18 protein-coding genes are annotated in these 22,288 nt (G+C 63.6%); 5 read left to right on the top strand and 13 right to left on the bottom strand.

The window, feature by feature from the left end:
- Positions 1-6: 6 nt before the first annotated feature.
- The 7 genes from E4Q23_RS16030 to E4Q23_RS16000 all read right to left on the bottom strand — a co-directional run bounded on the left by E4Q23_RS16030 (position 7) and on the right by E4Q23_RS16000 (position 7,726).
- Positions 7-1,866, bottom strand: a complete 1,860-nt coding sequence (locus E4Q23_RS16030) for an ATP-binding protein (RefSeq protein WP_169067561.1) — start codon at positions 1,864-1,866, stop codon at positions 7-9.
- Between the two features lie 15 nt (positions 1,867-1,881).
- Positions 1,882-2,595 (bottom strand): PspA/IM30 family protein, encoded by a 714-nt coding sequence (locus E4Q23_RS16025; RefSeq protein WP_169067560.1) that lies wholly within the window; start codon positions 2,593-2,595, stop codon positions 1,882-1,884.
- A gap of 107 nt (positions 2,596-2,702) precedes the next feature.
- Positions 2,703-3,578, bottom strand: coding sequence for a hypothetical protein (locus E4Q23_RS16020; protein WP_169067559.1), 876 nt, complete (start codon positions 3,576-3,578; stop codon positions 2,703-2,705).
- Positions 3,579-3,580: 2 nt separating this feature from the next.
- Positions 3,581-4,450: an ABC transporter ATP-binding protein gene (locus tag E4Q23_RS16015; protein ID WP_169067558.1), complete on the bottom strand. Its 870-nt coding sequence runs from the start codon at positions 4,448-4,450 to the stop codon at positions 3,581-3,583.
- Entirely contained in the window at positions 4,447-5,244 is a 798-nt protein-coding gene (locus tag E4Q23_RS16010; protein WP_169067557.1) for an ABC transporter permease, read from the bottom strand. The genes E4Q23_RS16015 and E4Q23_RS16010 overlap by 4 nt, the downstream gene beginning before the upstream one ends.
- Positions 5,245-5,263: 19 nt before the next feature.
- The gene (locus E4Q23_RS16005) at positions 5,264-6,979 is read right to left on the bottom strand and encodes a phosphate ABC transporter substrate-binding/OmpA family protein (protein WP_169067556.1); all 1,716 of its coding nucleotides are present in this window, start codon (positions 6,977-6,979) and stop codon (positions 5,264-5,266) included.
- A 15-nt stretch (positions 6,980-6,994) separates the two neighbouring features.
- Positions 6,995-7,726 carry a methyl-accepting chemotaxis protein gene (locus E4Q23_RS16000; protein ID WP_169067555.1) on the bottom strand — a complete coding sequence of 244 codons (732 nt, stop codon included), beginning with the start codon at positions 7,724-7,726 and terminating at the stop codon, positions 6,995-6,997.
- Positions 7,727-7,973: 247 nt separating this feature from the next.
- Here E4Q23_RS16000 and E4Q23_RS15995 point away from each other — a divergent pair, with 247 nt between their 5' ends.
- Together E4Q23_RS15995 and E4Q23_RS15990 are read left to right on the top strand one after the other, a co-directional pair.
- Positions 7,974-8,819, top strand: coding sequence for a PA4780 family RIO1-like protein kinase (locus E4Q23_RS15995; RefSeq protein WP_169067554.1), 846 nt, complete (start codon positions 7,974-7,976; stop codon positions 8,817-8,819).
- 22 nt (positions 8,820-8,841) lie between these two features.
- Complete coding sequence (locus E4Q23_RS15990) at positions 8,842-10,017, top strand: DUF3616 domain-containing protein (protein ID WP_169067553.1); 1,176 nt, start codon at positions 8,842-8,844, stop codon at positions 10,015-10,017.
- Between the two features lie 116 nt (positions 10,018-10,133).
- Here E4Q23_RS15990 and glgB read toward each other — a convergent pair whose 3' ends face one another.
- The 4 genes from glgB to amrB all read right to left on the bottom strand — a co-directional run bounded on the left by glgB (position 10,134) and on the right by amrB (position 15,657).
- A complete protein-coding gene (glgB, locus tag E4Q23_RS15985) occupies positions 10,134-12,323 on the bottom strand; it encodes a 1,4-alpha-glucan branching protein GlgB (RefSeq protein WP_169067552.1) in 2,190 nt (729 codons plus the stop codon).
- A 192-nt stretch (positions 12,324-12,515) separates the two neighbouring features.
- Positions 12,516-13,187, bottom strand: a complete 672-nt coding sequence (locus E4Q23_RS15980; protein WP_169067551.1) for a hypothetical protein — start codon at positions 13,185-13,187, stop codon at positions 12,516-12,518.
- An 8-nt stretch (positions 13,188-13,195) separates the two neighbouring features.
- The gene (gene amrS, locus E4Q23_RS15975) at positions 13,196-14,305 is read right to left on the bottom strand and encodes an AmmeMemoRadiSam system radical SAM enzyme (protein ID WP_169067550.1); all 1,110 of its coding nucleotides are present in this window, start codon (positions 14,303-14,305) and stop codon (positions 13,196-13,198) included.
- A complete protein-coding gene (amrB, locus tag E4Q23_RS15970; RefSeq protein WP_169067549.1) occupies positions 14,290-15,657 on the bottom strand; it encodes an AmmeMemoRadiSam system protein B in 1,368 nt (455 codons plus the stop codon). Before amrB ends, amrS begins: the two co-directional genes overlap by 16 nt.
- Before the next feature lie 145 nt (positions 15,658-15,802).
- Here amrB and ispD point away from each other — a divergent pair, with 145 nt between their 5' ends.
- A complete protein-coding gene (gene ispD, locus E4Q23_RS15965) occupies positions 15,803-16,501 on the top strand; it encodes a 2-C-methyl-D-erythritol 4-phosphate cytidylyltransferase (RefSeq protein WP_169067548.1) in 699 nt (232 codons plus the stop codon).
- Complete coding sequence (gene ispF, locus E4Q23_RS15960) at positions 16,498-16,977, top strand: 2-C-methyl-D-erythritol 2,4-cyclodiphosphate synthase (RefSeq protein WP_169067547.1); 480 nt, start codon at positions 16,498-16,500, stop codon at positions 16,975-16,977. The genes ispD and ispF overlap by 4 nt, the downstream gene beginning before the upstream one ends.
- A gap of 116 nt (positions 16,978-17,093) precedes the next feature.
- On the opposite strand, the gene E4Q23_RS15955 is transcribed toward ispF, so the two are convergent.
- Both E4Q23_RS15955 and E4Q23_RS15950 read right to left on the bottom strand, forming a co-directional pair.
- Positions 17,094-18,119 carry a TIR domain-containing protein gene (locus tag E4Q23_RS15955; RefSeq protein ID WP_169067546.1) on the bottom strand — a complete coding sequence of 342 codons (1,026 nt, stop codon included), beginning with the start codon at positions 18,117-18,119 and terminating at the stop codon, positions 17,094-17,096.
- Positions 18,120-18,193: 74 nt separating this feature from the next.
- On the bottom strand, positions 18,194-19,132 hold the full coding sequence (locus E4Q23_RS15950) for an N-acetylmuramoyl-L-alanine amidase (protein ID WP_169067545.1): 939 nt from the start codon (positions 19,130-19,132) through the stop codon (positions 18,194-18,196).
- A gap of 435 nt (positions 19,133-19,567) precedes the next feature.
- On the opposite strand from E4Q23_RS15950, the gene E4Q23_RS15945 reads away from it, so the two are divergent.
- On the top strand, positions 19,568-22,147 hold the full coding sequence (locus E4Q23_RS15945; protein WP_169067544.1) for a glycogen/starch/alpha-glucan phosphorylase: 2,580 nt from the start codon (positions 19,568-19,570) through the stop codon (positions 22,145-22,147).
- Positions 22,148-22,288: the final 141 nt, after the last annotated feature.

The following is a 22,288-nucleotide window of genomic DNA, read 5'->3' as shown; positions in this document are numbered from 1 at the left end:
GCTCCTTCAAAGGTTGATCTGGCGCCTGAACTCGGCGAGTCGGGTCTGCACTTCCTGGACCGATAGCGCGCGGAAGCGCTGCGGCAGCAGCGAGCGGCGAGAGGTTTCCGAAACCGCCAGCATCTCCATATAGCGCACCATGGCGATCTCCTGCGGCGGCATGAAGTCATCGATCGCCTGCTTCAGGAGCGCGCTGGTCAGCGCTGTCCGCGCGCGTTCGGCAAATTCGGCAGCGAGTAGTGCGAGCGCTTCGAGGTCAGCATTTGAATAGCCTTCCAGCACTTCGCAGGCTTCTTGCAGGGCGGCGTCGGTGAGGTGCAGTGCGACCTGGTAGCGGCGAAAAATGGCGCCGACGACGGCGGCGCGTTCAGTGGTCGTTTCGGCGTAAAAGAAGGGAATCTTGCGATCGAGACGCCCCGGACGTTTGATGTCGGTATCGAGCTTGTCCGGGCGGTTGGTCATCAGGATGAACAGCACCTGGCCGCGGTTCTCGGGGTCGGACATGAACTCCTTGAGGCGGGCGATGACTCGCGAACCGGTACCACCGTCCGAATCGCCAGTGCTGCCGAAGCTGCGGTCGCCTTCGTCGATGAGCAGCGCAATCGGTCCCATGGCCTTGACCGTCGCCAGCACCCGTTCGAGGTTGGCCTCGGTCGAACCGACCCACTTGGAGCGGAAGTTCTTCAGCGCCACGCCGGACAATCCCGCCTCCTTGAGGAAGGCCTTGATGACGAAGGTCTTGCCGGCGCCCATCGGGCCCACGGCGAGCAGACCCATCGGTGCCCGCGCTCGGTCGCCGCTACGCATCAGCCGGGCAATCTCGAGCAGTTCACTCTTGATGTGCTCGTTGCCGCCGACGCTGTCGAGTCCGTGCCGAGGTTCGATGAATTCGATCAGGCCGGCGCACTCCTTCTCGATCAGCTCGCGCTTGCGTTGGCGGACGACGGCCAGCATCTCGCCGGCCGGGTCCTCTTCGGGCAGCGCCCGGGTAGGGTCGACCAGTTGCTGGATCTCGCCTGGCGTCATGCCGGCGGTGATCGCAGCGAGTCTTTGCGCGCGCTGCTCGGCGTTCGGACTGCCCTGCAGCAGTCCGACGATCAGGCTTCGTCGTTGCTGCTCGCTGAGCGCCTGCGGTGCTTCGCTGGCAACGATGCTGGCCAACTGTATCAGGCGTAGTCCGGCGGTATGATCGGCCAGCAGATCGGCTTCAGCAGCGGGCATGCCGGCTGCGTAATGCCCGATCGCCGCGTGGCGCGCTTCACGATCCGGCATCGGCAACTCGATGGCCACGATGCGCGGATGCGTCAGCAGAGCCGGGCTGATGTCGGCCAGCGATTCGCTGACCAGGATGACGACGTTGTCACGATCGGAAAATTCTTCGTCGAGCGACCAGCGGTGCAGGGCGGTAAATGCTCCGCGCTCGTCGAGTGACAGGAGGTGCGGCTCGGCCGCCGGAAAAAGGGTCCCCGCGTAGGGAATCAGCAGGGCGCTCGAACGTTGCTCGAGCATCTGCCGCTCGAGCGATTCGAAGATCCCGGCCAGCCCCTTGCCTTCCAGATGGCGATAGAGCTCGATCTTTCCCTGCGCGCTGCTCCCCTGGACGATGCGCACGCCGCGGTCGATGCTCAGTTCGAAGATCTGCTGTTTGTTGTCCTTGAGCAGCACCTCGCTGAGCAAGGGCAATAGCGTGTAATAGCGATCGCCGACCTGATAGCGGTCAAAGACATTGCGGTAGATGACGAAAACCGAAGCTTCGCCGGCCAGATACTTCTGGCGCAGCGTCTCCGCCCAGCCCGGCAGTGGTGGGCGCGGTGAATGTGATGGATGTGGCGGCTGATCTGCGGCTGCGGGGCTGCTGCGGGTCATGGCGTTCTGCGGCAGCTACATCGACTTGCCGGCGACAGCATCCGCCTGGCCGGCACGTGCGCGCTTCATTTCCTCGAGCTGCTGACGCGCGGTCACCGCGCCGCTACTCTGGCGAAGCTTGGCGAGCTTGACGTCGAGGTCGGAATCACGCATTTCGGAGCCCATTTTTGCTTCGGCGACAGTCGTCTTGATATGTTCGCGGACGTTGTCGAGGGCGCGCACTTCGGCGTCGACCGACAAACCATCGAGCTGATTCTGGATCTTGAGGCGCGCCTGCGCGCTGAGCATCTGCGCCAGCATGCGGTCCTTCTCGTCCTTGAGTTTCTGGATTTCGGACTTGACCTGCAGCAGCGAGTCCTTCGCTTCCTGAGTATCGGTACGCGCCTGCTCCATCTCCTGTTCGAGCGCCTTGATGCTCGCGTCGAGCGAGTTCTTCTTCTGGATCAGGACGATGCCGAGGTCATCCTGAGCGGTGGCCAGGGCGGTGTTGAGGTCGGCGGTGACCGCCGCGAGTTCGCTACGCTCACTTTCGAGGCGCGCCGAAACGTCCTCGCGGCGGCGCATGATTGCCGCCGTGGCGGTCTTCAACTTGCCATACTTTTCAATCATCGAATCGATCGCGTTCTGGTAGGCGATTTCGGGATGTCGCTTTTCCACGTCGGTGATCCACAGCGCGACAAAGCCCGACCAGAGGTTGGAGAGACGCCCCACAAGACTGATATCAACCATTGCCTTCTTCCCTTCGTAAACCGGTTCCCCGGCCAAGTATGAGTGAGCGAATGACGGCGATCGTCATCAACCCTTCAAAAAAGTCGCTATTTTCCAGGCAAATCCTCTCAGCTTCTGCTGGCGCTCGCCACGGCCACCAGGCGCCGTGCGCCGCTGCCAGCGCTTGGCATGGCCACCCCGGGCAGTGCTTCGGCCAGGCCGCTGGCCAGATCGGCCTCGATGTCTTCCTGCAGGCGCAGTTTGCCGACAGCCTCTTCGAGCCGGTTACCGATGTCTTCGGAGGCCGGCAAGGTCATGATCGTCTGGTAGATTTCGGCGAGTTGGTCGGGCATCGACAGCATCGCCGCCTCTAGCGCCCGGCGGCGGCTCTGCATCCGGTTATGCCGCTCGATCAGATCCACGTAGTCGGCGCGCGCTTTCTGCAGTTGCCGGAGATCGGCTCCCCGGCGCGGCGCGGCGAGTTCTCTTTCGATGCCAGCCAGCATGGCATCGACTTCCTGCAGGTTGATCGATTCGACGCGATCATCCATCACCAAACCCGACAACCACAGGCCAAGGTACTCCAGCGTCACGTCGTCGAGCTGCTCGACGTCCCGGTAGTGCAGCCGGGAAAGACCGGTTTCCGCGCGCTGGTAGAGCGAATCGACCCGTTCCAGCATCCTTTGATAGGTGCGTAGTCTGCTCGAATAGCCTTCCAGTTTGGCGGCGCGTTTCTGGAGTTCCGCGAACAGTTGTTCGCGCGAGGCCTGCCGCGCCTTGGCCCGCCAGCGGCGGTCGACCTGGTCGCGAAAACTGGGCAGGGACGGGACATGCAGGGCGGCGAGCACTTCGCCGGCAGCAAAGGCAATCAAGGGCACTGCCCCGATGCCGAAGCCGAAGGGGATCGACAACAGGGCCGCGGCGGCCAGCGAGCCGAGGAACGCATAGAGATTGGCCTGACTGGTGAGGACTTCCCTGACGTACGGCGGTGTTTCTTCAGCCATGGCTAGATGCTGACCCTGACCTGGCCCTTGCCGGGACTGGCGTGGAGCTGGGCGAGAATGCGCTCCTCGAGGCCTTGAGCCGCCGCCGAGCGCTGCCATGCCGCCGCGCGCGGACGCGGTTCGCCGATCAGAAAATCGTCGGCGACACGCGCCGGCTGGCCCGACAGGACGATTACCCGGTCGCCAAGGAGCAGCGCTTCGGTCACGTCGTGGGTGACGAAAACGACCAGGCATGGCCAGGACTGGTAGAGGTCGATCAGCAGCTGCTGCATTTCCTCGCGCGTCTGCGCATCGAGGGCGCCGAAGGGCTCATCCATGAGCAGGATTTTCGGCCGCAGGACCAGGGCCCGCGCCAGCGCGACGCGCTGGTTTTGTCCGCCGGAGAGCTGCGCTGGCCGTAGGCCGGCCTTGTCCGCCAGACCGACAGCCTTGAGCAGGTCGGTGACGCGCTGACGCCATTCGGCTTCCGGCTCGCGCGACTTCCAGAGCTTGAGCCGAAACGGGAAGGCAACATTGTCGAACACCGACAGGTCGGGTCGATTGGCATAGCGCTGGAAGACCATCACCGAATCGTCGTGGGCGCCGTGGCACTCGACACCGTCGATCATCACGCTGCCTGAAGTCGGCGTCTTGACGCCCATTGGCCGCACGCCACCAAGCATGTGCAGCAGGGTGCTCTTGCCGCAGCCGGAGGGACCGAGCAGCATGTTGATCCCCGGTTGCTCGAAGCTCAGGGTGACGCGATCGATCACCCGTGTGACGGCACCGGAGTGCACCGGATATTCCTGAACGATGTCCTTGAGGGCCACCGCAACCGACTTTGCGGCAGCTGCCGCGACTGGCCTGCCGGCCGCCGTCGTTGGCGCACTCATTGCTGTGTTTCCCAGGGATAGAGGCGGCGCTTGAGCCAGATCATCAAGCGGTAGGTGAGCAGCGCCAGCGCAATGATGACGATGATGCCGGCAAACACCTGATCCCAGGCGCTGAAGCGGCGAGCATTCTGGATCAACTGGCCAAGTCCCTCACGGGCATTCACGTATTCAGCGACGGTGATGTAGGTCCACATCACCGAGAAGGCGACGATCACCGCGTCGGCGATGCGCGGCATGGCCATGGGCACCACCGCCTGGCGGATGCATTCCCAGGGCGTGGCGCCGAGATCGCGGGCGCCGATCCAGTAGCTTTGCGGCACCGCCTGAATGGCGTCGCGGACCATCGGAATCAGGTACACCACGGCGCCGATGAACAAAAAGGCGATCTTCATCGACTCGCCGATACCCATCCACATCACCAGAATGGGCAGCAGGGCCACCACCGGCGCCGAGCGGAAGGGATCGACGAGCGGCGACAGTGCCGCATTGATCTGCGGCGCGGCGCCCATGACGATGCCGATCGGAATGCCGATGATGATCACCAGCAGGCCGGCAACGAGCAGCCGACCGCCCGACCACAGCGTTGCCGTCAGGAGCATGCTGTGGCCATCGCTCCAGGCCAGGTAGGCAAAGGCCGAAACGACGTCCCAGGGTGCCGGCAGCCGGGTCTGACTGACCAGCCCGGAAGCGGCGACGGCGCTCCACAGCAGCAGCACGGCGAGCACCGAGCCGACACCGAGCAAGCGGCGGCGCTGCGGATCCGGCGGCGCGTAGGGGTTCCAGAATTCGCTCATCGTCGTTCGATCGCTGGCTCTAACGGCCGCCGAACACAGCTACCCGGGTGCTCCGGTTAAGCGCTCGGCAGTCTTCGAGGGACAAGCCTTCGGCGGCGGCGTTGGCTTCGTTGCACAGCGGACGATCAGGGCCATTGCCGACAATCTTGAAACGCTCGCGCGGGAACTCCCATTGCGTGACCAGATAGTCGACCACGGCCCGGGCGCGGACCTCCGAAAGACGCTGATTCACCTCGCGAGCGCCCGTCGAGTCGGAATTGCCGCTGACTTCGAAGTAGGCTTTGCCGTTGTTCTCGATGAACGGCACCATCTCGGCATCGATCGTCTTATGGGCGCGCTTGCTCAAGTCAGTGCTGCCCGAGGCAAAACCAACGGTCACCGGCTTGGTCACCATCGCTTGCTGTTGCGTGGCTTCCTTGAGCGAGGCTTGCGTGAAGCTGGTCTGTGGTTGTGCGGCGGCGGTCGCAGCCGGCTGATCACGGGCCAGAATGGCCTTGATGAAGCGGTAGTCGAAGCTGTCCTGCGGCGCGATCACCGGCGATTTTGGATTGGCCAGCGCGCCGGCCTTGCGGTAGATCTCGTCAAAACGCTTGTAGACACGCTCGTAGTGGTTGGTGCCACCGGCCAGACCGAGAATGCGGGCGTTTTCTTCGACGCCGGTCCACACCACGTTCGGGAACAGGTTCTTGACAAAAGGCCGGCCTTCCTTGTCGGCGAGCAACTTGAAGAACTCCTCGGTGTTGACCAGCGCGTCCACCGCGTTGTCCGGATTGGCGCGTGCTGCCGGCACGCCTTCCATCCAGCCTTCGACGAACTTCTGGACCACGGCCTGTCCCTCGGGCTTCGCCAGCAGGCGCGAGTCGCAGACCATGACGTCGAAAATCAGGTTGGTGGCCGTCTTCGTCGAGTAGACGACGTGCGCGCCTTTGACGTTGCGCAGCGCCAGGGCCAGGTCCGGGTCCCAGAGAACCGCCGCATCGACGTGCCCGGACTCGAGCGCGGCGCGCACGCCGGCCGTGCCTTCCTCGGCATTGATGAAGACGATCTTGACACTTTCCTTCTTGCGCGCCGTCAGTGAGGCGTTGTCCAGCGCGTCGATCAGGATGCCGTGCGACGGCGTGAACTGGAGCAGCGCCACCGAACGTCCGGCCAGGTCTTCGATGGCCTTCACCGCTGGATCGCTGGCGATGACCGCGTCGCCTCCCTGCGTGTTATCGACAATCATCACCGCCTTGCCGTCGAGGCCCGCGTTACGCAGGTTCGGTTGCTCCTGGGCCCAGAAGTCTGAGGTTCGCCATGCGCACTGCGCCGCGCCGGATTCGAAGATCGTCGCCAGCGTCGGAATGTCGTCCTGAATCACGAAGCGCACATTCAGGCCTATCTTGCTGTAAATCGACCCCGGCTGCGTGTCCAGGGAATTGCCATTGGCGACCAGGGCGGGTGCGTAGCCGTGGAAGCTGACCAGGCTCACCTTGAGGGGGTTGCCCGGGGTGCCGAGCGCTGCGTTCTTGGCGTCCGCTTTGGCGGTCGCAGCCGTGGGCTGCGCCCTGGTCGGTGTCGGCGGCTGGGCTCTGGCCGCGGCCTCTGCAGTAGCGGTCGCTGGCGTGGAGAGCGCCGCTGCATCGCCGCCGCCGGCAAAGCGCTCCTTGAGGCCCAGGTTCCAGGCCAGCGATCCGGCGACGCCGAGAATTATGACCGTAATCAGGCCCTTGGCCATCGGTGTCAGTTGCGCCATCTGTCTTCTCCTTGCTTAGTGCGCAGCGCTATCAGGCGCCTTGAAATTGTTCGGAATTTCTCGCAGGCGCTCGATCTCGGCGTCCATGCGTCGGGTTTCACGCGTGCTTGACTCGCGCGCCGCGCGCAGGCCGGCCTCGACTCGCGTCGTTTCCTGCGCAGCGCGCGTCACTTCGCGTTCGAGCAACTGTTCGAGTTCGGTGATCTGCTGGCGAATCGCCACGCTCGACTTGTCGAGCGAAAGCTTGATCTGGTCGATCACCTCGGCTGCTTGCTGCTCGCCGTTCTGCAACTGTCCTGTCAGCTGCTCCTTGTAGGCGCCGAGCGCCGAGATCTTGAACTGGGCATCGCGCACACAATCGACGATCTGCCAGTTGTCATCAGCCGCGTCCATCGCCAGGACCGCTGCGTGCCGCGTCCCGGCGTCCATCGCTCGCAGGCCGTCGAGCAGGCGCAGGAGCTTTTCTGCCGCATACGGCGAAGCGGGCACAGCGGCGGCGGCGTAGATGTCGGGCAAGGGGATGCCTTCCTGTCTACCTGCGAGTTGCTCTGCCGGAGCGCCAACGGTCGCCAATTCCGGCGGCGAAGCGTCACCTGTTTCCACGGGCATATCGGCAGCACTTGCGGGCTCCGCAGCGTAGGATTGCGTGTCGGCAGCGGCCTGTTCAGCTTCGGCGGCGGCCAGTCGCTCATCGTCCGAGAGCTCAATCAGATTTGCTCTCGCCAGAAAATTCAGGATACCCTTCATTCCACCTCCCGGGATGGTCGATAGGTCGTGGGACGTCGCACGAACCAGAGTCGGGCGATTATACGAATGAAACCACGCTTGGCAAGAATGCGACGGTAAAGACATCGATAGCAGCCAGAGTATCTCTGGCCTTGGTCGGCCGAGTCAAGGCGGGCGAGCTTGCAGCCGGATCGCGAGGCGGCCTACCGCGCTGTGGTGTACGGCGGAAGGCGCTACACTGCGGCATTGCCACAAAAATGAACACCCCATGAAAACACCCGCAAGACTTTTAGCACTCGTTGAAGAAGGCCTCGTCGACCAGGTGCTCGGCCAGTTGATGAGCGGCAAGGAGGCCACCGTCTATGTCGTTCGCTGTGGCGACGACATTCGTTGCGCCAAAGTCTATAAGGAAGCCAGCCAGCGCAGCTTCCGCAACAATGCCTCCTATCAGGAAGGCCGCAAGGTCAGGAATAGCCGGCAGGCGCGCGCCATGGAGAAGGGCAGCCGCTTTGGGCGCAAGATGCAGGAAGAGGTCTGGCAGAGTGCCGAGGTCGATGCCCTGTATCGGCTGGCGGCTGCGGGGGTGCGGGTTCCACAGCCGCATCTCTGCTATGAGGGCGTCCTGCTGATGGATCTGATTGTCGATGCCGACGGCCATCCGGCACCGCGCCTCAACGATGTCGAGCTCAGCGAAGAATTGGCGCTGGAATTTCACGCCCTGCTGATCGAGCAGGTGGTGCGGATGCTTTGCGCCGGCATCATCCATGGCGATCTTTCCGAATACAACATCCTCGTCGGCGAGGACGGACCGGTGATCATCGATGTGCCGCAGGCGATCGACGCAGCGGGCAACAGCAACGCCGCCGAGATGTTCGCGCGGGACGTGATCAATCTGCGCAGCTACTTCAGCAGTTTTGCGCCCTCGCTGGTGGGCAGCCAGTTCGGCAAGGAAATCTGGGCGCACTACGAAAGTGGCCTGCTGACCCCGGAGCTTGCCTTGACGGGCCGAGTCGTTCTTGACGAACGCCTGGCCGATGTCGACGCGGTCTTGCAACAGGTCGAGTTGGCCATCAAGGAAGATGAAATCCGCCGCATGTGCCGGGAAGATCAATGACCCCTCAGACGGTTTTCCTGCCATGAAAAGGAAGGTATGTAAATTTTCAGGATGCTGGCACCTCTGCGCCCTGGCGTTCGCCAGCGCTTCCCTGCTACTGGTGCCAGGTAGTGCCGACGCCCGTGCAGCGCTCCCGGTCCCCAGCGTGCAGCCCACCAGTGGCCCATGGAGTAGTGGCGATGGCTTTTCCTTCGGCCTGGGCAAGAAGAAAGACGCGAAAGCCCGCCGCTCGGTCAGCGGCATGGCCTGCAGCCTGAGCACCGTGCAGCAGCGCATCTGCCTGCTGGTCTTCGACGAGGGTGTCGAGGTGCGTTACGCAACGCTACGCGAGGGGACTCTGGTCGTTGGCTCGGAGCGCGTCGTGCTGCGTGCCGACGCGGGCGAACTGGACGCTGAAGGCGCCGCCACCGATGGCAGCTACTTCTATGTCACTGGCTCGCATTCGGCGAAACGTTCCGACTGCCAGAGCAATCCGCACAGCCGCCATGTGCTCCGCTTCCGTCGCGATCCGGCGACCGGCCGCGCGCTGCGCTCGCCAAGCGGCGACCCCAGCGGGATCCTGGTCGACTACGCGGACAGCGGGCGCCTGTGGGCGATCATGCAAGCGCAGCCCGAACTCAAGGCGTTTGTCGGGGAAGGCAAATGCCTGGGCTCGGCGCCTCCCCCCGAGGCGCCGGAGTTGGCGGGGCAAGATGGCGTCAACATCGAAGGCCTGGCGGTCAGCGACGGGCGCCTGTATTTCGGTTTCCGTGGCCCGGCCAGGAAGAGCCTGGCACTCATCCTGGCGGTCGATGCAGAAGCGCTGTTCAAAGGCGGCGACGCCAAGGCCAACGTCACCCGAATCAAGGTCGGGGCAGGGCGGGGCATACGCGACATGGTGGCCGTAACAGGCGGTTTCCTGCTGCTGACCGGCCCTGACGACGACCCTGCCAACCAGGAGCGCGTGAAGTGGTCGATTGCCTGGTGGGACGGAACCAGCAGCGCCGCTGTTGCCACGCCAAAAACGCTGGCCACTCTGGACCTCGAAGGCGTGGAACTGCGCCAACTCAAAGCCGGCAAAGCCAACACCTGCGAAGACAAGGCGCTCAAACCGGAGGCCATGACAGTGCTCGAAGAGACGCCACAGGCCTACAAGCTGCTGATTCTGTCCGACGGCATGTGCGACGGCGGAGCTCTGGCGTTTACTGTGGTGCGCTAACGGTCATGACATGGCGAGACACCCCGGATCATGAAAGTCATGACCGCCCCCCTTCCCCCCGGCCCTTCCCCCGCAAGGAGAAGGAACGTTCGTGAGTCGCGTGCGCGATTCGCAGCTTAGCGCTGCAAGGCCAGCACGATGGTCGCCAGTGGCGGTAGGGTGATTTCCAGCGAGTGCGAACGATTCATCCACGGCATGGACTGGGCAACGAGAGCCTCCTGGCCATTGCCGAGGTTGCTGCCACCGTAGAAATGCGAATCGGAGTTGAAGATTTCTGCGTAGGTACCCTCTTCAGGGACCCCGATGCGGTAGTAGCTGCGCGGCACTGGCGTCAGGTTTACCACTACGATCACGAACTCGGACCCCGAGCGGCGCACGAAGCTCAGGATCGACTGGGCAGAATCGTTGCAGTCGATCCACTCGAAGCCGGTCCAGTCGAACTCGTGACCATGTAGCGCCGCCTTGTCGCGATAGAGGTGGTTGAGGTCGCTGACCATGCGTTGCATGCCACTGTGCAGGGGGTATTCGAGCACATACCAATCGAGCACTCCGGCGCTGTTCCATTCCAGGCCCTGGCCGAATTCGGTTCCCATGAACAGCAGCTTCTTGCCCGGATGCGTGAACATGTAGCTGTAGAGCGTGCGCAGGTTGGCGAAGCGTTGCCATTCGTCACCGGGCATCTTGTTTACCATCGAGCCTTTGCCATGCACCACTTCATCGTGCGAGAAGGGCAGCATGAAATTCTCGGTGAATGAATAGAGCATGCTGAAGGTGAGCAGGTTGTGGTGGTACTGGCGATGGATCGGCTCCTGGGCGATGTAGCGCAGGGTGTCGTTCATCCAGCCCATGTTCCACTTGATGTCGAAGCCGAGGCCGCCCAGATAGACCGGTCGCGTCACCTGCGGCCAGGAGGTGGACTCCTCGGCGATGATCAGGGCGCCCGGACACTCGACATGCGCGACACTGTTGAGTTCGCGCAGAAACTCGATCGCCTCGAGGTTCTCGCGGCCACCGTACATGTTGGGAACCCAGTCCTCACGCGAATAGTCGAGGTAGAGCATCGATGCCACGGCGTCGACGCGCAGTCCGTCGAGGTGCATTTCGCGCAACCAGTACAGGGCGCTGGCGACGAGGAAGTTTCGGACTTCGTTGCGACCGAAGTTGAAGATCAACGTGGACCAGTCGAGGTGCTCGCCCTTGCGCGGGTCCTCGTGCTCGTAGAGGGCGGTGCCGTCGAAGCGGGCGAGGGCAAAAGCGTCTTTCGGAAAATGCGCCGGCACCCAGTCGAGAATCACGCCGATGTTGTGGGCATGCAAGTGGTCGATGAAGAAGCGGAAGTCATCCGGCGTGCCAAAACGGCTGGTCGGGGCGAAATAGCCGGTTGCCTGATAGCCCCACGAGAGGTCGAAGGGGTGCTCGGTGACCGGCAGTAGTTCGACGTGGGTGAAGCCCATGCGCGTGACGTAGTCAACCAGACGGATGGCCAACTCGCGGTAGTTCAGGAATTCTCCCTCCGCTCCACGCTGCCACGAACCGAGGTGCACTTCGTAGACCGACATCGGCGCGTGCTGCCAGTCCCATTCGGCACGTTTTGCCATCCACTCGCTGTCCTGCCAGACGTGCTCTGCTTCACCGACGACGATCGAGGCCGTTTTCGGGCGTGCCTCGAACTGCTGTCCATAGGGGTCGGCCTTCAGCAATACTTCACCGCTATTGCGATTCCTGATCTCGAAGCGGTAGAAGGCTCCCGGCGCAAGCTCGGGAATGAAGATTTCCCACACGCCGCTGCCCGGACGCACGCGCATCTGGTGGCGACGACCGTCCCAGCGGTTGAAGTCGCCAACCACGCTGACACGCTCGGCGTTGGGCGCCCAGACCGCGAACAAGACGCCGGCAACGCCATCCACTTCGCGGCAATTCGCGCCCAGGATGTTGTAGGCGTGGCGGTGGTTGCCGGCGCTCAGCAGGTGCAGGTCGAGATCGCCGATCTGTGGCCCGTAGGAATAGGGATCATGGGAGATGTGCTGGCGATGACCATCGTCCAGCCAGATCAGCCGATAGTGCTCGGGAAGGTCGTCGACCGCGCCGCGCCAGCTGAAGAAATCGCTTTCTCCGATCCGTTCCAGGGAGTGATTGCCTTCCAGGATGGAGACTTCGACGGCATGCGGAATATAGACGCAGACCGCGACGCCGTTTTCGTCGGGATGTTTGCCCAGCACCTCGAACGGATCGTGATGCCTGGCCTCGATGATCTTGAGATGATGGTCATTTAAGGTGGGTCGCGTGATGCTTTCTACCGGTTTCATATGCCTTCTCGATTTTGCGTTGACGCCGCGCGTGCGAATGTGGACCGCGGCCAGGGTATTGCGGGAATCTGGCTCGGCCTCAATTTTATTCCTTGACCATTGGTACCACAAGCCGAGCATGGATAAAGGCCTGGCGTTACGCGCCAGGGATTATTCCATCGGCAAGGGTTATGGCGCTCCAGCTCTGCTCCTCTAAGCGCGTTTCGTCCTTACCGCCGTGGGCAGGTGGTGCACGAACCAGCGCGCCGTTTCGCGCGCGACCCACTCGAAGGCCGCGGCCGAGGCGGGGGCATCGGCGCTCGCCGGCAGTCGCTTCAACTCCTTGCGCCCGGCGAGCTCGCGCAAGGCGCGCCAATTACTGGCTTCGACGCGCTGTTCGCTTTCGCCGACGAGGACCAGCAGGGGCGAGATCAGGGTATGCAGGTAGAGCATGCCGGCCAGGTCGATCAGGCCGCCGCGGCAGACAATGGCAAAGATGTCGCGGTCACGGATGGCGGCGGCGCGCACGACCACCGGAGAGCAGTCAGCAGCGCCGCTGAGGCCGATCGGCAGCGTCGGCAGTTCTTCGAGGAGCATCTGCTGCTTGAGCAGGGCCAGGCCGTCGAGCAGGCGGCTGGCGAGCAGCGAAACGTTGTGATGATTGTCGGCGAAGCGTTCTTCGCTGCTGCTCAGCAGGTCGAAGCTCAACGTGCCGATGCCGGCGTGGCGGAGGACGACGGCGAGGGCGTCATCGCGGGCCTCGGGATTCGGTCCGGCGTGGGCCAGGATTACCAGTGCAGAAGGCCGCGCGGGCAGGAACAGCTCGGCGTTCAGTCGCGTGCTGCCGCAGGCGATGGCCAGCGTCCTGGTGTCGGCGGTGGTCATCGCTTCACTCAACGGCGCACCAGCCTGACCGGAACGCGGCGGGGACCGAAAGGTTTGCCGAAGCGGCGGAAATAGCCGGCGATCGGCGTCGCGCAGTGCGGACAGCGACCATCACTCGGCAGGTCGTAATGGCGGATGTTGTACCAGTCGCGCTCGATCAGCGCCGCCTGGCATTGCGGGCAGAAGGTGGTGCCGCCTTCGGTGTCATGCACATTGCCGGTGTAGACGTAGTTCAGACCGGCGTCCATGGCGATGCGTCGGGCCTGGGTCAGGGTTGATGGCGGCGTTGGCGGCAGTTCGCTCATTTTCCAGTCCGGGTGGAAGGCCGAGAAGTGCAGGGGCACGTTCGCTCCCAGCTCGCGCGCCACCCAGTCGGCAAGGGCCTTGATTTCGCTCGACGAGTCGTTTCGGCCGGGGATCAGCAGGGTGGTTATTTCCAGCCAGCAGTTCGTCTCATGGTGGATGTAGGCGAGCGTATCGAGCACCGCTTGCAGGTGGCCGCCGCAGAGCTTGAAATAGAAGTCGTCGGTGAAGGCCTTGAGATCGACGTTGGCGGCGTCCATGACCGCAAAGAATTCGCGCGCTGGCTCGGGATGGATGTAACCGGCGGTGACGGCAACGGTCTTGATGCCCTTTGCGCGGCAGGCGACGGCGGTATCGATCGCATACTCGGCAAAAATTACCGGGTCGTTGTAGGTGAAAGCGACGGCGTGCGCACCATAGGCCGCCGCAGCGGCAGCGATGCCCTCAGGGCTGGCGGTATCGAGCAGGCGGTCCATGTCTTTCGACTTGGAGATGTCCCAGTTCTGGCAGAACTTGCACGCCAGGTTGCAGCCGGCGGTGCCGAAAGAAAGAATCGACGAGCCCGGGTAGAAGTGGTTGAGCGGTTTCTTCTCAATGGGGTCGATGCAGAAGCCCGACGAACGGCCGTAAGTGGTCAACACCATCGCGCCAGCGATGTTCTGACGGACGAAGCAGGCGCCGCGCTGGCCGGCGTGCAGCTTGCAGTCGCGGGGGCAGAGGTCGCACTGAATGCGGCCCTCGGCAAGCGCGTGCCACCAGCGCGCGGGGTGTGTCGATGCGGGGGTTTTCAGCGAGTCGTTCAGGTCTCTTTCCATTTTCGTACTCCATAACGCGCCAGGGTGAGCTCGGGGTCCCAGAAGTCGGCGGCCAGGCCGGCTTTCAGCTTGAGCTGGGCCATGAACTGCCGGGGGTCGGCGAGCGACTCCCAGACCTGCGGCAGGAAAGTCGCTCGCCGCCGGCCGTAGCTCAGGATCAGGCCGTCGATACCCGGTCGCAGGCGGGCCAGGGCGTCTTCCTCGTTGCGCACCGGGAAGGCTTCGGCCGGCGACAGCAATGACACCTCGACGCGCGTGCGCGGCAACTCCTGCTCGCTCAGCGGCGCGAAGCGCCGGTCGTGAAAGGCAGCGGCGAAGGCGTTCTCGGCGACGTCGGTGGCCAGTGGCCGATGCGCTTCCAGGCTGCCGATACAGCCGCGCAGTTGGCCGTTCCGGGTCAGGGTGACGAAGCTCGCTCCCAGCGCGGAGAGTTCGGGCATCGGCGTCACCGGCTGTGGTGATAGTCCGAACTTTGCGGCAATGGCGTTGCGCGCACTGACGAGCAGGGCGCTGCCGAGGAGGTCCCAGTGGGCATCGGCGCTCACCGGCGTAAAGCTGAAGGCGCCATAGCCGACGACGCGTGACTTGTCGCCGGCGGTATCTCCCGAATTGCGCAGATCGAGCAACCGAGCTCGCAGTCCGTGCCGACGCGCGGCCAGCAAGAGGCCGTTGACCGGAGTCGCGCCGCAGGCCTGTTGATGGTCGAGCTTGGCGTCAAGCGCGACGATGTGCCGGGCGGTGTCGGTGTCGGTCTCGCAGGCACGCGGGTAGGGAAGGTAATGCGAGAGGTCGGAGCTGATCACGATCAGCGTCTCATCGCTGCCCCACAGGGTTTCGAGCACTTCGGCGACTTCGCTCGGCGAGGCCTTGCCGACGGCCAGGGGCACCAGCGTAAAGCGTTCGAGCACTGTTTGCAGGAACGGCAGTTGTACTTCGAGCGAGTGTTCCATGGCGTGCGCGGCGTCGCTGACGACGACCTGAGGCAATGGCGCGATGCGGGCGATGGCCTCGGCGTCCAGAGGAACCTCGCCGAGCGGCGTGGCGAAGGCGCTGACCGACGGCACGGCCAGCCCATTGACCGCGACGCGGTGCGTCGGGCCGAGTAGAACGACGCGCCGGATAGTGGCGCGCAGCGCGTGCAGCGGCGCATAGACAGTGGCGGCGATGGGGCCGGAATAAACGTAGCCGGCGTGCGGCGCGATGATCGCTTTCGGTGGCCGTTCGCGACTCTCCTGCGCTGGCGGCGTGTCGCCGAGTAGCTGGCGCAGAGTGCGCGTCAGAACGACGGCCGATCCTGGATAGAAGGTGCCGGCGACTGCGGCCGGACGAACTGTGTCTGTCGAGTGGGTCATCTTGTCGATCCTCAGGGCATGCTGCTCGGGAAGGCAGAGCGGCTTCGGGACGGTCTCCCGAAAAGTTGCCCGGCGGCGAGAGCCCGTGCGCAGCGCTGCGCGTTCATTTTGGTATCCGCCTGCCTTCTTTGGTTAAAATTACGCCATGCTACGTCACTACGCAATCGTTCCCGCCGCCGGCAGCGGATCGCGCTTTGGCGGCGAGATGCCAAAGCAATACCAGTTGCTCGCCGGCCGACCCTTGATCTACTACAGTCTTGCCGCTCTGTGTCGCTGCCAGCGTATCGATCGCGTCTGGGTGGTGCTCTCTCCGGACGACGGCTGGTGGCGGCGATACGATTGGACGAGTCTTGGCCACAAACTGGAGACCGTGTATTGCGGCGGCGCAAGCCGCTCCGACAGCGTTGCCAATGGCCTCTCTGCGGCGGCTACGGCCGCTCACGACGATGACTGGGCGCTGGTTCACGACGCCGCGCGCCCCTGTCTGTCGCAGGCGAACTTAAATGCGCTATGCGAGCAGCTCGCCGACGATCCGGTCGGCGGCCTCCTGGCCGCGCCGCTGGCCGACACCCTCAAGCGTGCCGACGCCGAACAGCGCGTTGCGCACACCGTGTCGCGCGACGGCCTGTGGCAGGCGCAGACGCCACAGATGTTTCGTTATGGCTTGCTGCGTCAGGTGCTCGCCGAGCACCCGCAGGGTACTGACGAAGCCTCCGCCGTCGAGGCCGCCGGCTTCAAGCCGCGCCTGGTTGCCGGCGACGCCAGCAACTTCAAGGTCACTTTCCCCGCCGACCTGCGCCTGGCCGAACTGATCCTGCAGGGCAGGGCGCGGGTGGACGAATGATCCGCGTCGGCCAGGGTTGCGACATTCACGCGCTGGTCCCCGGTCGCAAGATGATCCTTGGCGGGGTCGATATCGCGCACGGCAGCGGCCTGCTCGGCCATTCCGACGCCGACGCCTTGCTACACGCGATTATCGACGCGCTGCTCGGCGCCGCCGCGCTGGGCGACATCGGCCGCCACTTTCCCGACACCGACCCGCGTTATCGCGGCGCCGACAGCCGCGTGCTGCTGCGCGCCGCGTTTGCCCTGTTGGCGGAGGCAGGCTGGCAAGTCGGCAACATCGATGCGACGATCATTGCCCAGCAACCGAAGATGGCGCCGTATCTGGCGCAGATGGTCGCCAACATCGCCGCTGACCTGCAGGTGGCTGTCGACTGCGTGAACGTAAAGGCAAAGACCTCCGAAAAGCTGGGCTTCGTCGGGCGTGGGGAAGGCATCGCTACTGAGGCAGTGGTGCTGATCACGCAACTGTGCTGACTCGGGCGTCGCCGCTCAGCTTCGCGCTACGAGCCGTGGGGGCGAGCGGCGTTGGCCCCTGCCGCGAGGGGCTGTAAGCGGCGCGCGGCAAAGGGCTTTGCGGGATGCCAGCCTGATCACTGGGGCGGCACGCGTTTCAGACGAACGGGGCGTTCGACCTGTTTTCCGTTCAGCCAGACCGTCCCGGACATCGAGCTGCCATCGGCAGCGATGGTGGCGTGCAGGTTCCCGGTATCGACCAGCACGTCGCCGGGAGTGCTGACAATCTGCAAGGCAATATCGACGACCAGTTGCTCTCCCGGGAGGGTGCTGGCGCTCCCTTTGCCGCGGTAGCTGACGGTGTCGAGTTCGCTGCCGAAACGCTCGCGCCAGAAGCTGCGGTAATCTGCCCAGTCAGCCCGTCGACTGATCGGCACGGGGCGACTGTTGAGCTCGACCTGATCGCCGGTCTGTCGTAGCGACAGGGAGAGCGTCTCGTCGGGCGCCAAGGTCGCGGACCAGGAACCGCTGACATCGGTGCTCGATGGGGTTGGCGCAAGGCGCAGCGTGTAGCCGCCGATACCGAGAGCGACGGCTGCGGCCGCCATGCCGGCGATCAGCCTGCGGCGACGCGTCCCGCCGACGCTTCGCTGCGCCGTGGCTGGCGCCGGCGCGGACGCCTTAAGCGGCGCCGCGGGTGCAATGCCCAGCGCCTGCAAGTCGTCTACCAGACGCCGGACGTCGTGCTCCCAGTCGTATGCGCGCAGCGGCCGCCAGGTGAACTCGCCGATGCGGTTGAAGGGTGCCGGCAGCTCGGCGGCAGGCGGCGCTGCGGTGACGCCGTCGCAAAGCAGCGGGATGAGGTGTGCACCGCCCGCCAGGGCGTCGGCGACTTCGCGTCGCACCGGGTCAGCGGGGTCGTCGATGCGCCGCTTGCCGTCATCGTCGCTGGCGGCCAGCAGCTGCGGGGTGAGCAGCAGCAGGAGTACCGGCTGTTGCTTGAGTGTGGCGGCTATCTCTTCGCGCCACTGGACCCCGGCGCGCAGGTCATCCTTGTCGATGAAGACCTGCGCGTCGCCGTACAGGGCGCCGAGATCGCGTGCCAGCGCCGTTGCCTTGTCGCGACCGTCGGACGAACGGTAGCTGATGAACAGCTGCGCCATCGGCGTGTGCTCGCGCTTTGCCGCTCAGCGACGCGGCTGGTGGGCCGGGAGGCTGCCAGCCGAGAGGGGATCCCTCACTGCGCGTGCCGGCGTGCTTTCTTCCCCTTGCCACCGTTTTTCCGGCTGACGGGGGCGGTGCCCGGATTCGTTGACGCCGGGCCGGTGACGGCAGATCTCGGGCTGACGCTGCTGTCGCCGCCGCCGCTGGCCGCAATATAGGCGTTACTGACCCAGCCCTCGATCTCGGGATCGGCGACGACCTCGACCAGGCTCCAGCGGTCACGTGCTTCGAGGAGGAGCACTTCGGTGCCGATCTTCAGCGCCGCCGCGACGGCTTCGAAACTGGCGTCCGGCCCTTTGCGGATGTTCAGGCTGCGGGCAGTAACCACGTAGCGTGCCGCTTCGTCTTGCTCACGACCGAGCACCCGGCTACGTACGGCGCCCAGCGGAAAGGCTGGGCCCGGGTCGATCTTGCGGCCAGGGGCGATGTCTTCGTGCCCGAGAACATCCTGCAGATCATAGTGCTCGACGAGCAGCTCGGCGAGTTCTATCGCCCGTTCGATTTGCGCTTCGCTGTAGGCGTGCCAGGGCGAGACCGGGCCACCATTGCGATGCGCGGCGAGGGTGACTTCGTCTTCTGGATAAACCTTGCCGAACCAGGCCTGGTATTGCTTACCGACTTTCTTGAGCAGGCCGGCATTATCCATTTCGATGCCGATGGAGTGGGAATTGAGGCCCATCAGCCCGGCCCACTGGCTGACACCGGCATGCCAGGTGACGACGTTGAAGGGTGCCAGCTGGACGATCTGTCCCTCACGCCCGAGCACCACATGTGCCGACGCGTTGCCGCGTGGTTTGCGTGTGCAGAGCGACTCCACCGAACCTTCAACCGAGCGCCCGGCCGTGTAATGGAGGATCAGGTAACTGGGGGCCATGATGCCGCCATGGTTGGGTGTGCTGCGATGACTGACCAGCTCGCCGACCAATTGGTGGTTTTCGATTCTCAGAGTCATGTGCTTTCCTCGCTGTGCTTGAACAAGATCGAACACGGCGCATCGACAACGCGCCACCGAAGGCACTTCTGCCTACCCGACTGCCTGCCTGTTCGTCAATGCTAGCACCAACCAGCGTCACGGCGCCGCCTGACAATGAAAGTCGCGCCAGCGACTCACGGTAGGTAGGTAGGCAGGCAGGCAGGTATTGAGCGTTCGCTTGCCATGTTCATTGTTACTGCAATCAAATAGCCTAAGCATCGACCGGGACACTGGCGACGCTGCCACCTCCACCGACGAAGCGCTGGCCAGGAAAAAAACCTCGCCTGGGGCGGTAGGCATGGGCGCGCACTATGCTTTAGACTCGCCCCTCAGGGGTCTTTTAAGGCAGCAAAAAACGACGCTACCAGGGTAATTGTTGGCAATAATCAAACGGATCTATCGAAAGGGACGGGCATGATTCAGAAGAAGCAAGGGCAGGGCGAGTCGCATGCGGGGCCGGCAGCGGTGCCGTTGGTGGGCAGGGACGACGAGCGCATGGGACTCGGAGTAGACGCGCTCAAGCGCGCCTTTCTGGACAGACTGGTTTACTCGCAGGCGCGCTTTCCGGAGGTGGCAACCCGGCGTGACTGCTTCCAGGCACTCGCCCTGACGGTACGCGATCGCCTGCTGCAGCGCTGGGTGCAAACCGCGCGCACCTACCGCAACAAGGGCAGCCGTACGGTCTGCTACCTGTCGGCCGAGTTCCTGATCGGTCCACAGCTTGGCAACAATCTGATCAATCTGGGCATTTTCGACAACGCGCGGCAGGCGATGGCGGAACTCGGGCTCGATCTGGATATGCTTCTCGATCAGGAAGAGGAGCCCGGACTGGGCAACGGCGGTCTCGGGCGTCTCGCCGCCTGTTACCTTGATTCGCTGGCAACGCTCGAGATTCCCGCCATCGGCTACGGCATTCGTTACGAGTTCGGCATTTTCACCCAGGTTATCCGTGACGGCTGGCAGGCCGAAGTGACCGACAAGTGGTTGCGTGCGGGAAGCCCGTGGCTGATCCATCGACCGAATGTCGCCTTCGATATCAAGATTGGCGGTCATACCGAACACCAGTACGAGGCGTCGGCTACTCGCCGCCTGCGCGTGCAGTGGATTCCCGCAAAAGTCGTGCGCGGGACGGCCTGGGACATGCCGGTGCTCGGCTATGGCGTCAATACCCCGAACCGGCTCAGACTGTGGAGCGCCGAGGCGCCGGAGGAATTCGATTTTGCCGCCTTCAACGCCGGCAATTACTACCAGGCGGTGGATGCAGAAGTGCTCTCCGAGACGCTGACCAAGGTCCTTTATCCGAACGACGAGATGGAAGCGGGCCAGACCCTGCGGCTCGAGCAACAGTACTTCTTTGTCGCCTGCTCGCTGCGCGACATGATTCGTCTGCAACTGCAACGCGAGAAAGATCTCAGTGCTTTCCACGAAAAGTTCGTCGTCCAGCTCAACGACACGCACCCATCGATCGCTGTCGCCGAACTGATGCGTTTACTGGTCGACGAGTACGAGATGCTCTGGGACGACGCGTGGTCGGTCACCCAGCGGACTTTCGCCTACACCAATCACACCTTGCTGCCCGAGGCTCTCGAGAAGTGGCCCTTGCACCTGTTCCGGAAAACCCTGCCCCGGCATTACGAAATCATCTGCGAGATCAACGAGCGTTTCCTTGACGAAGTGCGCATTCGCTTCCCCGGTGACGAAGCAGTCCTCAGGCGGATGTCGTTGATCGACGAAGATGGCGCACGTTACGTGCGCATGGCACACCTGGCGGTGGTCGGCAGCTTCGCCGTCAATGGGGTGGCTGCCCTGCACAGCGAACTCGTCAAGTCAGACATCCTCAAGGACTTCTACGACCTGTGGCCGGAAAAATTCAGGAACAAGACCAATGGCGTGACCCCGCGTCGCTTCGTTCTGCTCGCCAATCCAACGATGTCGCAGCTGATCGACGACACCATTGGCTCCGGCTGGGTGACCGACATGCAGCGTCTGCGCGAGCTCGAGCCCTATGCCGAGGACGCGGCCTTCCGCGAGGCATGGCGCGGCATCAAGCGCGGCAATAAAGAGCGCCTGGTCCATGAGATCAAGCGCTTTGCCCACGTCGACGCCGATCCGGCATCGATGTTCGACGTCCAGGTCAAGCGCATCCATGAGTATAAGCGCCAGCATCTCAACCTGCTGCACGTGATCTCGCTCTACAAGCGCCTCAAGGACAACCCGGGCCTGGTGGTTGCTCCGCGCACGGTGATTTTCGGTGGCAAGGCTGCGCCGGGTTATCGCATGGCCAAGCTGATGATTCGCCTGGCGACTGCCGTGGCCGATATCGTTGGCCGGGACCCGGCCATGCATGGCCGGCTACAGGTGGTCTTCTTCCCGAACTACAACGTCAAGAACGGTCAGTTGATCTTCCCGGCGGCGGACCTGTCGGAGCAGATCTCGTTGGCCGGCAAGGAAGCATCGGGCACTGGCAACATGAAGTTCCAGATGAATGGTGCGCTGACCATTGGCACGCTCGACGGCGCCAACGTCGAGATCCTCGAACAGGTTGGCGCAGAAAACTTCTTTCTGTTCGGGATGAACACGCCGGAGGTCAAGGAACTCCGCAACTGCGGCTACCGACCGCGCGACTACTACGAGGCGAACCCGCAGCTGCGTGAAGTGATCGATCTGATCAGCTCGGGCTTCTTTACCCGCGGTGACCGCGATGTCTTCCGGCCCTTGGTTGAACACCTTCTCAACCAGGACGAGTACATGCTGATGGCGGACTTTCAGTCGTACATCGATTGTCAGGAAAAGGTTTCCGAGGCCTACCTCGATTACGAGCGCTGGTCGCGGATGTCGATTCTCAACGTTGCACGCTCCGGATTCTTCTCGGCCGATCGTGCGATTCAGGAGTATTGCACGGACATCTGGCGGGTCGAGCCGGTGCGCATCGAACTCACCGATCTTTCGGAAGAGGACATGCACTTCAAGCGCGCCGCTGCGGACGCGCCTTGAGCAGAGCGTAGTCGCGCAGGGGAATGATGCTTTTCCCCTGCTGCGCGCAGAAGCGAACGTCACAATGAAATGGCGGCCATAGAGGCCGCCATTTCATTTGTCAGCGCCTGAGACAGTGAGACAGTGACTGCGCCCTGGCCT

It is taken from the genome of Candidatus Accumulibacter phosphatis, assembly GCF_012939955.1.
Taxonomy (GTDB): domain Bacteria; phylum Pseudomonadota; class Gammaproteobacteria; order Burkholderiales; family Rhodocyclaceae; genus Accumulibacter; species Accumulibacter delftensis.
Note: the sequence above shows the minus strand (reverse complement) of the source record. Positions and strands in the feature narration are given on the sequence as shown.

Excerpts from the sequence above, each read along its gene's own strand:
- E4Q23_RS16030 (WP_169067561.1), bottom strand. The coding sequence starts at position 1,866 with ATGACCCGCAGCAGCCCCGCAGCCGCAGATCAGCCGCCACATCCATCA.
- E4Q23_RS16025 (WP_169067560.1), bottom strand. The coding sequence starts at position 2,595 with ATGGTTGATATCAGTCTTGTGGGGCGTCTCTCCAACCTCTGGTCGGGC.
- E4Q23_RS16020 (WP_169067559.1), bottom strand. The coding sequence starts at position 3,578 with ATGGCTGAAGAAACACCGCCGTACGTCAGGGAAGTCCTCACCAGTCAG.
- E4Q23_RS16015 (WP_169067558.1), bottom strand. The coding sequence starts at position 4,450 with ATGAGTGCGCCAACGACGGCGGCCGGCAGGCCAGTCGCGGCAGCTGCC.
- E4Q23_RS16010 (WP_169067557.1), bottom strand. The coding sequence starts at position 5,244 with ATGAGCGAATTCTGGAACCCCTACGCGCCGCCGGATCCGCAGCGCCGC.
- E4Q23_RS16005 (WP_169067556.1), bottom strand. The coding sequence starts at position 6,979 with ATGGCGCAACTGACACCGATGGCCAAGGGCCTGATTACGGTCATAATT.
- E4Q23_RS16000 (WP_169067555.1), bottom strand. The coding sequence starts at position 7,726 with ATGAAGGGTATCCTGAATTTTCTGGCGAGAGCAAATCTGATTGAGCTC.
- E4Q23_RS15995 (WP_169067554.1), top strand. The coding sequence starts at position 7,974 with ATGAAAACACCCGCAAGACTTTTAGCACTCGTTGAAGAAGGCCTCGTC.
- E4Q23_RS15990 (WP_169067553.1), top strand. The coding sequence starts at position 8,842 with ATGAAAAGGAAGGTATGTAAATTTTCAGGATGCTGGCACCTCTGCGCC.
- glgB (WP_169067552.1), bottom strand. The coding sequence starts at position 12,323 with ATGAAACCGGTAGAAAGCATCACGCGACCCACCTTAAATGACCATCAT.
- E4Q23_RS15980 (WP_169067551.1), bottom strand. The coding sequence starts at position 13,187 with ATGACCACCGCCGACACCAGGACGCTGGCCATCGCCTGCGGCAGCACG.
- amrS (WP_169067550.1), bottom strand. The coding sequence starts at position 14,305 with ATGGAAAGAGACCTGAACGACTCGCTGAAAACCCCCGCATCGACACAC.
- amrB (WP_169067549.1), bottom strand. The coding sequence starts at position 15,657 with ATGACCCACTCGACAGACACAGTTCGTCCGGCCGCAGTCGCCGGCACC.
- ispD (WP_169067548.1), top strand. The coding sequence starts at position 15,803 with ATGCTACGTCACTACGCAATCGTTCCCGCCGCCGGCAGCGGATCGCGC.
- ispF (WP_169067547.1), top strand. The coding sequence starts at position 16,498 with ATGATCCGCGTCGGCCAGGGTTGCGACATTCACGCGCTGGTCCCCGGT.
- E4Q23_RS15955 (WP_169067546.1), bottom strand. The coding sequence starts at position 18,119 with ATGGCGCAGCTGTTCATCAGCTACCGTTCGTCCGACGGTCGCGACAAG.
- E4Q23_RS15950 (WP_169067545.1), bottom strand. The coding sequence starts at position 19,132 with ATGACTCTGAGAATCGAAAACCACCAATTGGTCGGCGAGCTGGTCAGT.
- E4Q23_RS15945 (WP_169067544.1), top strand. The coding sequence starts at position 19,568 with ATGATTCAGAAGAAGCAAGGGCAGGGCGAGTCGCATGCGGGGCCGGCA.